The sequence below is a fragment of the Streptomyces sp. NBC_00250 genome (assembly GCF_036192275.1).
Taxonomy (GTDB): domain Bacteria; phylum Actinomycetota; class Actinomycetes; order Streptomycetales; family Streptomycetaceae; genus Streptomyces.
In genome coordinates this window covers 4613201-4626564 of the sequence record NZ_CP108088.1, presented here as the reverse complement: position 1 = coordinate 4626564, position 13364 = coordinate 4613201, and the positions used below count along the sequence as shown (strand labels likewise).

Sequence of the window (13364 nt, the reverse complement as noted above, 5' to 3'; positions counted from 1 at the left end):
GGCCCTTCCCAGGGAGCATGTTTCACGTGAAACCGATCGATCCGCGCCTGCTCCGGTACGCCAGGGCCACCCGTGTCTTTCTGATCGCGGTGGTCGCGCTCGGCCTCGTCGGGGCGGCGCTGGTCATCGCCCAGGCGATGCTCATCGCCGAGATCGTGGTGGGGTCCTTCCAGAAGGGTCAGTCGGTTTCCGCCCTGACCACCCCCCTGGTGCTGCTCGCGGGCATCGCGGCGGCACGGGGCCTGGTCTCCTGGCTGACCGAGCTCGCCGCCCACCGGGCGAGCGCGGCGGTCAAGTCCGAACTCCGCGGCCGCCTTCTCGACCGGGCGGCCGCGCTCGGACCGGGCTGGCTGAGCGGCCAGAAGGCCGGGTCGCTGATCGCCCTCGCCACGCGAGGTGTGGACGCGCTCGACGACTACTTCGCGCGCTATCTGCCCCAGCTCGGCCTCGCGGTGGTCGTGCCGGTGGCCGTTCTGGCCCGGATCGTCACCGAGGACTGGGTCTCGGCGGCGATCATCGTCGTCACCCTGCCGCTCATCCCGGTCTTCATGATCCTCATCGGCTGGTACACCCAGGCCCGGATGGACCGGCAGTGGAAGCTGCTCTCCCGGCTCTCCGGACACTTCCTGGACGTCGTGGCCGGGCTTCCCACCCTCAAGATCTTCGGCCGGGCGAAGGCCCAGGCCGAGTCGATCCGCGCGATCACCTCGGAGTACCGCCGGGCGACGATGCGCACCCTGCGGATCGCCTTCCTCTCCTCCTTCGCGCTGGAACTCCTTGCCACCCTGTCGGTCGCGCTCGTCGCCGTGACCATCGGCATGCGGCTCGTCCACGGCGAACTCGATCTGTACACCGGTCTCGTCATCCTGATCCTGGCGCCCGAGGCGTATCTGCCGCTGCGGCAGGTCGGCGCGCAGTTCCACGCGGCGGCGGAGGGGCTCGCGGCGGCGGAGGAGATCTTCGACGTCCTGGAGGAGCCGGTACGGGACGGGGGCGGCGCGGGTGCCGGCGTCCCCGGCTCCGTGCGGCTTGAGCTGGAAGGCGTGACCGTACGTCATGCCGGTCGGGCCGAGCCCTCGCTCGACGCGATGTCCCTGACGGTCGAGCCCGGAGAGACGGTGGCCCTGATCGGGCCGAGCGGGGCCGGGAAGTCGACGCTGCTCGATGTCGTCCTCGGGTTCGCCGTGCCGGAGGAGGGCGGTTCCGTGCGCGTCGGGGGAGAGCCGCTCGCCTCACTCGACCTGGAGGCCTGGCGGTCGCGGATCGCGTGGGTGCCGCAGCGGCCGTATCTCTTCGCGGGGACGGTCGCCGAGAACGTCCGCCTCGCCCGCCCGGACGCCTCCGACGAGGCGGTACGGGAGGCCCTGCGGGACGCCGGGGCGGACGGGTTCGTCGCGGGGCTGCCGCAAGGGCTCGACACCCCGCTCGGCGAGGACGGCGCCGGACTCTCGGCGGGGCAGCGGCAACGCCTCGCGCTCGCCCGGGGCTTCCTCGCCGACCGTCCGCTGCTGTTGCTCGACGAGCCGACGGCGGCGCTCGACGGTGAGACCGAGGCGGGTGTCGTCGACGCGGTCCGTCGACTGGCGGCTGGGCGGACGGTGCTTCTGGTGGCGCACCGGCCGGCGTTGCTCGCGGTGGCGGACCGGGTGGTGCGGGTCGGCGCGGGCGGGTCGGGTGCTGCGGACGCTGACGCTGACGCGGTTGCGGTTGCGGTTGCGGGCGGGGGCGCGGAAAGCGCGAGCACCGGTGGTGCGGGTGCGGGTGCGGGTGCGGCGTGGGAGGGCGGCGCTGCTGTGAGGGTGGGCCCACCCGTTCCACCCTCCGCGGAACAGCTGCCCACACCCCGGCGGTCCGTTCTGGCGCGGGTGCGGGGGATGGCCGGTGAGCTCAAGGGGCGGATGGCGCTCGCGCTGTTGCTCGGGAGCCTCGCCCTTGGTTCCGCCGTCGGGCTCATGGCCGTGTCCGGGTGGCTCATCTCGCGTGCTTCCGAACAGCCGCCCGTGCTCTACCTGATGGTGGCCGTCACCGCCACGCGCGCCTTCGGGATCGGGCGGGCCGTCTTCCGGTACGCCGAGCGGCTCGTCTCGCACGACGCCGTGCTGCGGATGCTCGCCGAACTCCGGGTCTCCGTCTACCGGCGCCTGGAGCGGATCGCCCCCGCCGGGCTGCGCCGCACCCGCCGCGGGGACCTGCTCTCCCGGCTCGTCCAGGACGTCGACGCGCTCCAGGGCTACTGGCTCCGTTGGCTGCTCCCGGCGGGCGCCGCACTCGTCGTGGGAGTCGCCTCCGCCGGATTCACCGCCTGGCTGCTGCCCGAGGCCGGCGCCGTCCTCGCCGTGGGCCTGCTCGTCGCGGGCGTCCTCGTACCGGCCGTCGGTGGCGCGCTCGCCCGCCGTGCCGAACGGCGGCTCGCCCCCGCTCGCGGAGCCCTGGCGACCGCCGTGGCCGATCTGCTGCGCGGCTGCGCCGAGCTGACCGTGGCCGGCGCCCTGCGGGGCCGGCTCGAACGGACGCGGGCCGCCGACCGTACCCTCACCGACATCGCCTCCCGGCAGGCCGCGGCCGCCGCGCTCGGCGCCGGTCTCTCCGCCCTGGTCTGCGGCCTGACGGTCGCGGCCGCCGCGGTCGTCGGCGTCCAGGCCGTGGCGGCCGGCCGGCTCGACGGGGTGGCCCTCGCCGTGGTCGTCCTCACGCCGCTCGCCGCGTTCGAGGCCGTCACCGGGCTTCCGCTGGCCGTCCAGTACCGGCAGCGCGTCAAGCACAGCGCCGAGCGGGTCTTCGAAGTGCTCGACGCCCCCGTCCCCGTCCACGAGCCGGACCGGCCCGAGACTCCCCCGGCGAGCCCGTTCCCGCTGGAGCTTTCCGGGCTCTCCGCCCGGCACGCCGGGCAGGACCGGGAGGCGCTCGCCGACTTCCGGCTCACCCTGGAGGCCGGGCGCAGGGTCGCCGTCGTCGGCGCCTCGGGATCCGGCAAGACCACGCTCGCCCAGGTGCTGCTGCGGTTCCTGGACGTCGAGTACGGCATGTACCGGATCGGCGGGGTGCCCGCCTGGGAACTCGACGGCGACGCGGTACGGCGGCTCGTCGGCCTCTGCGCTCAGGACGCCCACCTCTTCGACAGCTCCGTCCGCGAGAACCTGCGGCTCGCCCGCACCGGCGCGAGCGACGAGGAGCTGCGCGAGGCGCTGCGCCGGGCCCGGCTCCTCGACTGGGTGGACGGGCTGCCGGACGGGCTCGACACCCTCGTGGGCGAGCACGGCTCCCGGCTCTCCGGCGGTCAGCGGCAACGCCTGGCGCTCGCCCGCGCGCTGCTCGCCGACTTCCCCGTCCTCGTCCTCGACGAGCCCGCCGAGCATCTGGACCTGGCCACCGCCGACGCGCTCACCGACGATCTGCTCCGCGCCACCGAAGGCCGTACGACCGTCCTCATCACCCACCGGCTGCACGGACTCGACGCGGTCGACGAGGTGCTGGTCCTGGACGAGGGCAGGACCGTGCAGCGCGGTCCGTACGCGGAGCTCGCCGTCGCGGACGGTCCCCTGCGCCGGATGCTGGAGCAGGAGCGTCAGACCGATCTGCTGGCTGCCGGCGCGGCGGCGGAGACGACGACCGGCACCACGGTCCACGAGGGCAAGGACCGGCCGACTTTTCTCGCCAAATAGGACTTACTAGGCTCAAGCCCATGACCGCCGCAGCGTCCGATGCCTCGGACCCCCTGGAAGCCGCCACGCAGGCCACCCGCAGCCTCCAGGGGCTGTCCACGGAGCTCACCGCCCGCGTGCCACAGCTCCTGGAAGCCATGCGTTCGGTGGGCACCGGGCTCGAACTCCACTCCACCCTCGACCGCATCTGCGAGACCGCCGCCGAACTCGCCGACGCCCGCTACGCCGCGATCGGTGTCGTGGACGAGGAGGGCAAGGGCCTGTCCGACTTCGTCACCTTCGGCGTCGGCGACGACGTGGCCCGCACGATCGGGCACCGGCCCGACGGGCACGCCGGGCTGCTCGGCGCACTGATCCGCGACCCCCAGACGATCCGGCTCGCCGACCTCTCCGCCGATCCGCGCGCGGCGGGCTTCCCGCCGGGACATCCCCCGATGCGGACCTTCCTCGGCGTCCCCATCCGGGTCCAGGGCGAGATCTTCGGCAATCTCTACCTCGCGGAGAAGCGCGGCGGAGGCGAATTCAACGACTACGACGTGCACATGGTCCGGGTGCTCGCCACCGAGGCGGGCATCGCCATCGGCAACGCCCGCCTGTACGAGGCCGCTCGGCAGCGCGAGCGCTGGATCGACGGCTCCGTCGCCGTCACGACCGCGCTGCTCTCCGGCGGAGACGCGGACGACGCCCTCACGGTCGTCGCCGAACAGGCCCGGCGTCTCGCCGACGCCGACGCGGGGATCGTGCTGCTGCCCGCCGAGGACGGCGGCCTTGAGATCGTCGCCGTCTCCTCGCCCCGGCCCACGAAGTCGCTCGGCGTGGTGATCCCGCCCGAGAGCGCCGTGGTGCGGCGGCTCCTGGACGGCGAGGCGGTATTCGTCGCGGACGCCTCGACCGACCCGCGCATGATCAGCCGGCTGACCTCGCCGTACGGGCCGAGCATGATGCTGCCGCTGCAGAGCGGCGGCCGGGTGCTCGGTGCGCTCGCCACGCCCCGGGTGCGGGGTGGGCGCCAGTTCACCGAGATGGAGCGGACGCTCGCCACGCAGTTCGCCTCGCAGGCCGCGCTGGCGCTGATGATGGCCGACGCGCAGCGGGACCGGGAGCGCCTGGCCGTGTACGAGGACCGCGACCGGATCGCCCGTGACCTGCACGATCTCGTCATCCAGCGGCTCTTCGCCACCGGCATGATGCTGGAGAGCGCCCAGCGCAGGTCGATCGTGCCGGCCGTGCGCGAGGGCGTCGGCAAGGCCGTGGACGAGCTGGACGTGACCATCCAGGAGATCCGTACGGCGATCTTCGCGCTCCAGCAGGGGCCCGCCGAGGCTCCGTCGGGGCTGCGGACCCGCGTGCTGCGGGAGATCAACATGGCGGCCGTGCCGCTCGGCTTCAAGCCCGCCCACCGCTTCCTCGGCGCGATCGACGTGACGGTCGGCGAACTCACCGGGAAGAACCTCATCGCCGCCCTGCGCGAGGCGCTGTCCAACGCCTTCCGGCACGCGGAGGCGAGCCGGATCGAGGTGGTCGTCGACGCCGGCGTCACCCTGCCCGACGGCTCCTCCGGGGTGCGCCTGGAGGTCGCCGACGACGGCATCGGCCTTCCGGCGGGCGGCCGGCGCAGCGGCCTGCGCAACCTGGCGCGTCGGGCCGAGTCGCTGGGCGGCGCGAGCTGGTGCGGGCCCGGCATCGGGGAGGACGGCGGCGGTACGACGGTGGTGTGGGAGGCCCCGTTGTAGGCCCGCTGCGCCCCGCCCAGGACTAGCCCGCGGCGGCCACCTCGGCGACCAGCTGCTCGATGACGACGGCCACCCCGTCCTCGTTGTTGCCGACGGTACGGCCGGAGGCGGCGGCGATCACGTCGGGGTGGGCGTTGTCCATCGCGTACGAACGGCCCGCCCAGCTCAGCATCTCGATGTCGTTGGGCATGTCGCCGAAGGCGACGACCTCCTCGGCCGTGATGCCGCGCTCGGCGCAGCACCGGGCCAGGGTGGATGCCTTGGAGACCCCGAGCGCGCTGATCTCGATGAGGGCGGTGGGGCTGGACCGGGTGAACGAGGCCCGGTCCCCGGCGGCCTCCTTGGCCACCGCCAGGAACGCGTCGGGGTCGAGCTCCGGGTGCTGGGCGAGCAGCTTCAGTACCGGGGCCGCGGCGCCGGGCACCTCCTCGAAGAGGAGCTTCTCGGCGGTGGCGACGGTCGCGCCGGGGTCGAGGAAGAACGGCGGGTACTGGGGCTCGTAGTGGATGCCGGTGGTGAGCTCGACCGCGAAGGAGGTCCCGGGCGCGGCGGCGCGCAGGGCCCGGACGACGTCGAGGGCGACCGGCCGCTCCAGCGGCCGCACCTCCAGGAAGGTGCCTCCGGAGTGGAGGTCGACGACGGCGGCGCCGTTGGCGCAGATCGCCAGGCCGTGGCCGTGGACGTGGTCGCTGACGACATCCATCCAGCGGGCCGGGCGGCCGGTGACGAAGAAGACCTCGATCCCGGCCTGCTCGGCCGCGGCGAGGGCGGCGACCGTGCGCGGAGAGACGGACTTGTCGTCGCGCAGCAGCGTGCCGTCGAGGTCGGTGGCGATCAGCCGGGCCGTCGGGGCGGGCGTGCGCGGGGAGCGGGGAGAGGTCACCGCACCATTCTTCCGCACCGGACGCACGGGCGTGCGGGGAGCCGCACATATGAGTGGCCGGTTTCATGCCGGGCGCCGGTGGTGCCGAGCGGGGGCGGCCGGGTGTTTACGCCCCGACGTGGCCGTAAACGTCCGTTCGTTTTCGGAGTGACGGGGAAGATCCCTGAGAGCTGATGTCGTCTCAAGGGGGCGGGGAATGGGCTCGGGCCGGCGAAAGGGCGAGTGCGACTCCTGCGGTGCGCCGTACGGGACGTGGGTCCCGAGCCTCGGCATGGCCCTCTGCTCGGAGTGCGAGGGGGCGGGATCGGCGCACCCCGCGCGGGACCCGGTGCTGGTGGGTGACGTACTGGCGGGCCTGGTCGACGCCGCGTCGTTCGCGGTGCGCGGCGGGGGTGGCGGTTTCAGCGGTGGCGGCGTGCGCGACGCGCGGCTGGGGGACGAGGCGTGGGATGTCCGGCTCGGCGAAGCGATACGGGATGTCCGGCCGCAGGGCTCCGGCCCTTCGCGGACCGGGAGCGTGGCCGTGCCCGAGCCCCGATCCGGGGGTGGTGTGCCGGGGGCGGCGCGGTCGGCCGCCGCGGTCTGCCGTCGGTGCGGGGCGCGCGCCGAGTGGCACCGTACGGTGCGTGGCCGCTGGATCATGATCGAGCCCGGGGAGCTGGCGACCACCGCGGTCCCGGCGGGCAGCCGCTGGCGGGTCGCGGGCGACGGAACAGCGGTCAACCTGGGCTCCGCGGTGCCGTCCGACACCTGCCGGGTCAGCCACTTCGACGTCTGCGCGGCGGGTCCGGAACCGGTCGGCTCCCCCGCCCTGCTGGCCCTGTGGCGGGGCCACGCCCGGCGGATCGCGTGATCCACCGGGCGAGTGCCTCGGGGCCCGTAGCCGACGCCGACGCCTGATGCACCGGGCGGGCGCCGACGTCTGATCCACCGGGCCGACGCCGACGTCTGATCCACCGCGCGGGCGCCGACGCTGTCGTCAGCCCAGCTGAGCGAGTGCCTCCGTGGCGATCTGCTCGAAGACCGTCTGGTCGGCGGCGAAGTCCGAGTCCGGGATCGGCCAGTGGATGACGATCTCGGTGAAGCCCAGCTCGCGGTGGCGCCCCGCGAAGTCGACGAACGCGTCCACGGACTCCAGCGGTCGGCCGCGATCCGGGGTGAAGCCCGTCAGCAGGACCTTGTCGAGCTCGGCCACGTCGCGCCCGGTCTCGGCGCAGGCCTTGCCGAGCTTCTCGATCTGGCCGCGCAGCGCCGCCACGGACTGCTCGGGGGTGCCGTCCTCGAAGATCTTCGGGTCGCCCGTCGTCACCCACGCCTGCCCGTATCGCGCGGCCAGCTTCAGCCCGCGCGGACCGGTGGCCGCGACCGCGAACGGCAGCCGGGGGCGCTGCACGCAGCCGGGGATGTTCCGGGCCTCGTCGGCCGAGTAGAACGTGCCCCGCTCCGTCACCGCGTCCTCGGTGAGCAGCCGGTCGAGCAGCGGCACGAACTCGCCGAAACGGTCCGCGCGCTCCTTCGGCGTCCACGGCTCCTGCCCGAGCGCGGTGGCGTCGAAGCCGTTGCCGCCCGCGCCGATGCCGAGCGTGATCCGCCCCTCGGAGATGTCGTCGAGCGCCATCAGCTCCTTGGCGAGCGTCACCGGGTGGCGGAAGTTCGGCGAAGTCACGAGCGTGCCGAGGCGGATCCGCTCGGTGGCCGTCGCCGCCGCGGTGAGCGTGGGCAGCGCCCCGAACCACGGGCCGTCCCGGAAGGTCCGCCAGGACAGATGGTCGTAGGTGTAAGCGGCGTGGAAGCCGAGTTCTTCGGCCCGCTGCCAGGTCTTCTGCCCCTCGCTCCATCGGTGGATGGGGAGGATCACCGTACTCAAGCGCATGACTGCCACGATACGCGCGGGAGGATCAGCGGACGTTGCGGTTCATCCAGGGGGTGAGCGAGGCGCCGGGGACGAGCTCCTTGTACGTCTCGTCGCCGGGCAGCGGGACGACCAGCCACCAGCCGGGCGGGAGGAAACGTCCCTTCACATGGGCGAGGCCGCCGTGCACCGAGCGGAGGAAGGCGGGGACGGCGTCGCGGGGCACGTCCTCGAAGGCGATGCCGTCCACGACGATCCTGGCGTCGTCCTCGGGGAAGATCTGAACCGTGACCAGGGGCGATCCGCCCAGTTCGACATAGGCCTCGTGCGGCAGCGAGCCGTCCGGGTCGAGGACGGCGAAGGCGCCGGCGGAGGTGCGCCGGGACGTCCGGTCCGCGCCGATGTCGTCGGTCACCGTCATCTCCAGGTTGAACTCCTGGGCGAACCCGCGGATCGCGGTGACGGCCGCTTCGGTACTGGGCAGGTGCGGGTGAGGCATGGTGACGATCATGCCTCAGCCGGGAAAGCGGAGGAACCGGGGCGGGACGGCGTCCGCCAGCCAGACCCCGTTGGCGCTGACACGGAAGACGTGTCCGGCGCGGTGCATGGCGCCGGCGTCCACGCTGAGCACGACCGGCCGTCCGCGACGCGCGCCGACGCGGGTAGCGGTCTCCCGGTCGGGGGAGAGGTGCACATGGTGGCGGGCCATGGGCCGCAGTCCCTCAGCCCGGATCGCGGGAAGCAGGGCGGCGACCGTACCGTGGTAGAGGTACGCGGGCGGTTCGGCGGGCGGCAGGTCCAGGTCCACCTCGACGGTGTGGCCCTGACTGGCGCGGATGCGGGTGCCCTCGATCGCGAAGCGCTTCTTGTCGTTGGTCGCGACGACGTGGTCGAGTTCCTCGCGGGTGACCGGGAAGCCGTTCCGCGCGAGGGCTTCGAGCAGCGTGTCGATCTCGGTCCAGCCCTGCGCGTCGAGGACGAGTCCGATGCGCTCGGGCTGGTGGCGCAGATGCTTGGAGAGGTACTTCGAGATCTTCACCGTACGGCGTTCGTCCGGTGGTTGTGGTCGGGTCATTCCGTCAGGATGACGGAGCCCGGATCGCCCGGCCAGAGATTTTCGGCTGTCAGGTTTGATCCACAGCCAAAGTGAGTTATCCACAGGGCAGTTGGCAATTCTGTGGACAACAGCCCTCCATTTTAAGGCGTATTGGGTAAATTACCTCTCGATTGGGCGACTTGAGGCAAGAGTATCCAATGTCCTTTTGTGAACTTCCCGTTCGGCTGCCGCGGCGACGAAGGCCGCGACGCCCTCCGGACCCACCAGCCCCTGAACGGCCCGCACCGTCCCGGCCGGTAGCCCCACCGGACGCGGCTCGTCGTCCGTCACCGGATGCCCGTCGGGCGACAGATGGAGCTGAAGGTGACGGGTCGCCAGCAGACGCATGGCGCGGGCCAGTTCGGCGTCCACCGTCTGCTGGGCGAGTGGCCGGAGTCGCCGCACCATCGTCGCCGCCTCGGTCGCGTCCGCGTCCGTCGGCGGCCGGTGCTCCAGGTAGCGCGCGAAGACGTGCTCGGTCGTGAACTCCAGGAAACGGGCGGCGATGTGCTCCACTTGATCCCGAAGTTCCCGCAGGTGTCCGGTGATTGCCGCGAGGGGCACCCCTGCCGCGTACAACTCCGCTGCCACGGCGAGTTCCTGTGGACTCGGTACGAGGTACTCCTCCGTATCCCGGTCCGGGAGCGGCTCCAGTACGCCGAGCTCGACGGCCTCCAGAATGGCGTCCTCGTCCGGCGTGCCGCCGAAGCGGGCGTCCAGCTCCGCGCGGGAGATCCGGTCCGCCTGCTCGTCCGTCCACGGTCCGTGGACCTCCGCGACCAGCCCGAGCACCCCGCCGAGTCCCCGGCCCGTGTCCCAGGCCTCCAGGAGCTCCTTGATCGAAGCCAGGGTGTAGCCCCGGTCGAGGAGGTCGGCGATCTGCCGGAGCCGCGCGAGATGCGCGTCCCCGTACACGTTCGACCTGCCCCGCCGCTCCGGGCGGGGCAGCAGACCGCGGTCCTGATAGGCGCGGATCGTCCGGACCGTGGCCCCGCTGTGATGGGCGAGATCCTCGATCCGGTACTCCGGCTGTGCTGACTGCTCGGACAAACCCGCTCCCACCGACCGCTCGCTCCACCCCGCGCCGCGGGGCCCCTCCTGCAGGGGATCGTACGACCGCGGCCCCGACCCGGCCCCCGCGCGTACGACCGCGATCCCGACCCGGCCCCCCCCCGCTTAGGACAGCAGGCCCGACCCGGCCCCCGCGCGTACGGGCTGGGGCCGGGCCCCGGCCCGCCGCGCTCCCTCCCTACGCCGGCGGCTGCCACCGTGCGAAGGCCCGCAGCGTTCCCGGGCTCAGCCGGGACAGGAAGTGCGCGCCCTTGGCCTCGGGCGTCACCGGGACGACCGCGCGGTCGTGCAGGACCGCCCCCAGGATCGCGTCCGCGACCTTCTCCGGCGGGAAGTTCCGCAGGCCGTACAGCCGGGACGCCTTCTTCTGGCGCCGCTTCTCCTCCGCCTCGTCCGTGACCCCGGCGAACCGCGCGGTCGCCGTGATGTTGGTGTTGACGATGCCGGGGCAGATCGCGGACACCCCGATGCCCTGATCGGCCAGCTCCGCGCGCAGGCACTCGCTGAGCATCAGCACCGCCGCCTTCGACGTGCTGTACGCGGGCAGGGCACGGGAGGGCTGGAACGCCGCGGCGGACGCGGTGTTCACGATGTGGCCGCCCTGGCCGCGCGCGGTCATCTGGGCGCCGAAGACCCGGCACCCGTGGATCACGCCCCACAGATTGACGTCGAGGACCCGCTTCCACTCCTCGCTCGTCGTGTCGAAGAAGGAGCCGGTGAGTCCGATGCCCGCGTTGTTGACGAGGACGTCGACCGTTCCGTATTCGCTCGCCACCTTGGCGGCCAGCTTCTCCATCGCCTGTTCGTCGGCGACGTCGACGGTCTCGCCCCAGGCCTCCGGGGCGCCGATCAACCGGGCCATCTCGGCCGTGCGGACCGCGCCCTCGGCGTCCCGGTCGACGGCCACGACCCGGGCACCGGCCTCGGCGAAGGCGAAGGCGGTGGCCCGTCCGATGCCGCTGGCCGCCCCGGTCACCAGGACGAGCTGGCCGCCGAACCGCTCCGCGTACTCCGGCTTCACCCCGTTCTTCGCCGCCGTCTCCGCGACCGGCTTGGGAGCCTTGGCCGCCGGTTCCTCGTTGGTCCGGACGAACTCGCCGATCCAGGCCGACAGCTGGTCCGGCCGGGTGCGCGGCACCCAGTGCTTCGCGGGCAGCGTGCGCCGGGTCAGGTCCGGCACCCAGTCGCCCAGGTCGTCGTAGAGCCGCTCGGAGAGGAAGGCGTCACCGGTCGGCGTGATCAGCTGCACGGGCGCGTGCGCGTACGCGTCGGGGCGCGGCCTGCCGAGGCGGGCCCGGACGTTGTCCCGGTAGAGCCAGGCGCCGTGCGCCGCGTCGCTCGGCAGCGAAGGCGTCGGATAGTCGCCGGCCGGGACCTTCTCGACACGTTCGAGGATCTTCGGCCAGCGCTTGCCGAGCGGGCCGCGCCAGGCGAGCTCCGGCAGCACGGGCGTGTGCAGCATGTACACGTACCAGGACTTGGCGCCCTGGCCGAGGAGCTGGCCGACCCGGCGCGGGGTGGGCCGGGCCATGCGCCGCTTGATCCAGTGCCCGAAGTGGTCGAGGGAAGGCCCCGACATCGAGGTGAAGGAGGCGATCCGGCCCTCGGTGCGCGCGACGGTGACGAACTCCCAGGACTGCACCGAGCCCCAGTCGTGGCCGACGAGATGGACCGGCCGGTCCGGGCTGACGGCTTGGGCGACCGCGAGGAAGTCGTCCGTCAGCTTCTCCAGGGTGAAGCCGCCGCGCAGCGGGGCCGGCGCCGTCGAGCGGCCGTGGCCCCGGAGGTCGTAGAGGACGACGTGGAAGTCCTCGGCGAGCCGGGTGGCGACCTCGGACCACACCTCCTTGGAGTCCGGGTAGCCGTGCACGAGCAGGACGGTGGGCCGGCCGGTCTCGCCCAGCTCGGCGACACACAGCTCTATCCCGCCCGTACGGACCCAGCGCTCCCGTGCGCCCGCGAGCCCGGTCGCCGGTCCGCCGGCCCTTGCCACCGGCTTCTTGAGCCCCGCCATCAGACCGCCCCCTCGTTCCAGCGCCGCACGTGCGGCAGATCGTCGTCCAGCCAGAATGCGCTCTGCTCCGGGTCCCGGGAGTCGGTGACGACCAGGATCTCCTCGAACTTCGCGCCCGTCCCCCGGAAACCGAGGTGCGGCTCGACCGCCCACAGGCCGGGCTTCGGCGGGTGGTCGGAGAACTTGTACGGCGACCAGAGCGGCGACCAGCCGTCCCGGTGGCCGTGCAGGGCGTCGCTCGCGAGGCCCTTGAGCGCCTGGGTGCCGAAGCCGAAGACCGTCGGCGACCAGCGGCGCTCCTTCACCCGGTCGATCTTGTGGGCGATGACGCCGAAGGGGTAGGCCCGGTGCCGGTTCGCGTACCCCTGGCGGACCATCAGCCGGTCCACGTCCTGGTAGATCTCGCGGAGCGTGCGGCGCTCGCGCACCTCGCGCAGGATCAGCTCGCGGTGGTCCTTGAGGTCGGCGAGCAGCTTGTCGTGCAGGGGGTTGAGGCCCAGGCAGCCGCTGTAGCCGATGTCGGCCGTGTGTCCCTTGTAGACCGGGGCCATGTCGAGGATGAACGGCATCCCCGCCTCAAGACGCCGGTTCGTCGGGAAGAACTGCAGCGGGATCTTGAAGTCCACGAAGGCGGTGCGGTCCCCGAACCAGGCGAACGGCCGGTGGAACCAGTCCCGCACCCCCCGCTCGTACAGCCACTCGCGCTGCATCCGCGCCGCCTCGCGCTCGGTCACCCCCGGCTTGAGCTGCGCCGCGACGGCCTCCGCGCACTCGTAGGAGAGCCGCTGTACTTCCCTGAACCCCCGCAGCTCCGCGGAGAGTTCCCCTGTCACTGCTGAGGCCATGCCACCCGCCGTCCCGTGTGAGCGCCCGACTGCGCTACGCGTCCGTAACTTGACACCGATGAATGTGACAATGACCGGCGGCTGCGTCAAGGGGTCGGACACCGGCCTGTGGAAGAGCGGACGCCTACGCCGATCCCCGAGCCTGTGGAAAAAGACTTTCGTCGCGACCGCCCCTACGGGCTTGTACTCCTCTGGTCGGACAAGGATC

At 72.8% G+C, this 13364-nt stretch carries 10 protein-coding genes; 3 read left to right on the top strand and 7 right to left on the bottom strand.

Annotated elements, in window-relative coordinates:
* The first annotated feature begins 26 nt into the window (after window positions 1-26).
* Both cydD and OG259_RS20890 read left to right on the top strand, forming a co-directional pair.
* Complete coding sequence (gene cydD, locus OG259_RS20895) at window positions 27-3662, top strand: thiol reductant ABC exporter subunit CydD (protein WP_328943653.1); 3636 nt, start codon at window positions 27-29, stop codon at window positions 3660-3662.
* 20 nt (window positions 3663-3682) lie between these two features.
* Window positions 3683-5395: a GAF domain-containing sensor histidine kinase gene (locus OG259_RS20890; protein WP_328943652.1), complete on the top strand. Its 1713-nt coding sequence runs from the start codon at window positions 3683-3685 to the stop codon at window positions 5393-5395.
* Window positions 5396-5417: 22 nt separating this feature from the next.
* Here the strand turns inward: OG259_RS20890 and OG259_RS20885 are convergent, their stop codons facing one another.
* Window positions 5418-6278 (bottom strand): Cof-type HAD-IIB family hydrolase, encoded by an 861-nt coding sequence (locus tag OG259_RS20885; RefSeq protein ID WP_328943651.1) that lies wholly within the window; start codon window positions 6276-6278, stop codon window positions 5418-5420.
* A 196-nt stretch (window positions 6279-6474) separates the two neighbouring features.
* Here OG259_RS20885 and OG259_RS20880 point away from each other — a divergent pair, with 196 nt between their 5' ends.
* Window positions 6475-7131, top strand: a complete 657-nt coding sequence (locus OG259_RS20880) for a DUF6083 domain-containing protein (RefSeq protein ID WP_328943650.1) — start codon at window positions 6475-6477, stop codon at window positions 7129-7131.
* A gap of 126 nt (window positions 7132-7257) precedes the next feature.
* Here OG259_RS20880 and OG259_RS20875 read toward each other — a convergent pair whose 3' ends face one another.
* From OG259_RS20875 to OG259_RS20850, 6 genes are all read right to left on the bottom strand, one after another.
* Window positions 7258-8151 (bottom strand): LLM class flavin-dependent oxidoreductase, encoded by an 894-nt coding sequence (locus OG259_RS20875; protein WP_328943649.1) that lies wholly within the window; start codon window positions 8149-8151, stop codon window positions 7258-7260.
* A 25-nt stretch (window positions 8152-8176) separates the two neighbouring features.
* Window positions 8177-8629 carry a hypothetical protein gene (locus tag OG259_RS20870; protein ID WP_328943648.1) on the bottom strand — a complete coding sequence of 151 codons (453 nt, stop codon included), beginning with the start codon at window positions 8627-8629 and terminating at the stop codon, window positions 8177-8179.
* 15 nt (window positions 8630-8644) lie between these two features.
* A complete protein-coding gene (locus OG259_RS20865) occupies window positions 8645-9205 on the bottom strand; it encodes an RNA 2'-phosphotransferase (RefSeq protein WP_328943647.1) in 561 nt (186 codons plus the stop codon).
* A gap of 141 nt (window positions 9206-9346) precedes the next feature.
* On the bottom strand, window positions 9347-10276 hold the full coding sequence (locus OG259_RS20860) for a MerR family transcriptional regulator (protein ID WP_328943646.1): 930 nt from the start codon (window positions 10274-10276) through the stop codon (window positions 9347-9349).
* A gap of 199 nt (window positions 10277-10475) precedes the next feature.
* Window positions 10476-12311 (bottom strand): SDR family oxidoreductase, encoded by a 1836-nt coding sequence (locus tag OG259_RS20855; protein WP_328943645.1) that lies wholly within the window; start codon window positions 12309-12311, stop codon window positions 10476-10478.
* Complete coding sequence (locus tag OG259_RS20850; RefSeq protein WP_328943644.1) at window positions 12311-13156, bottom strand: M24 family metallopeptidase; 846 nt, start codon at window positions 13154-13156, stop codon at window positions 12311-12313. Before OG259_RS20850 ends, OG259_RS20855 begins: the two co-directional genes overlap by 1 nt.
* Between the last annotated feature and the right edge of the window lie 208 nt (window positions 13157-13364).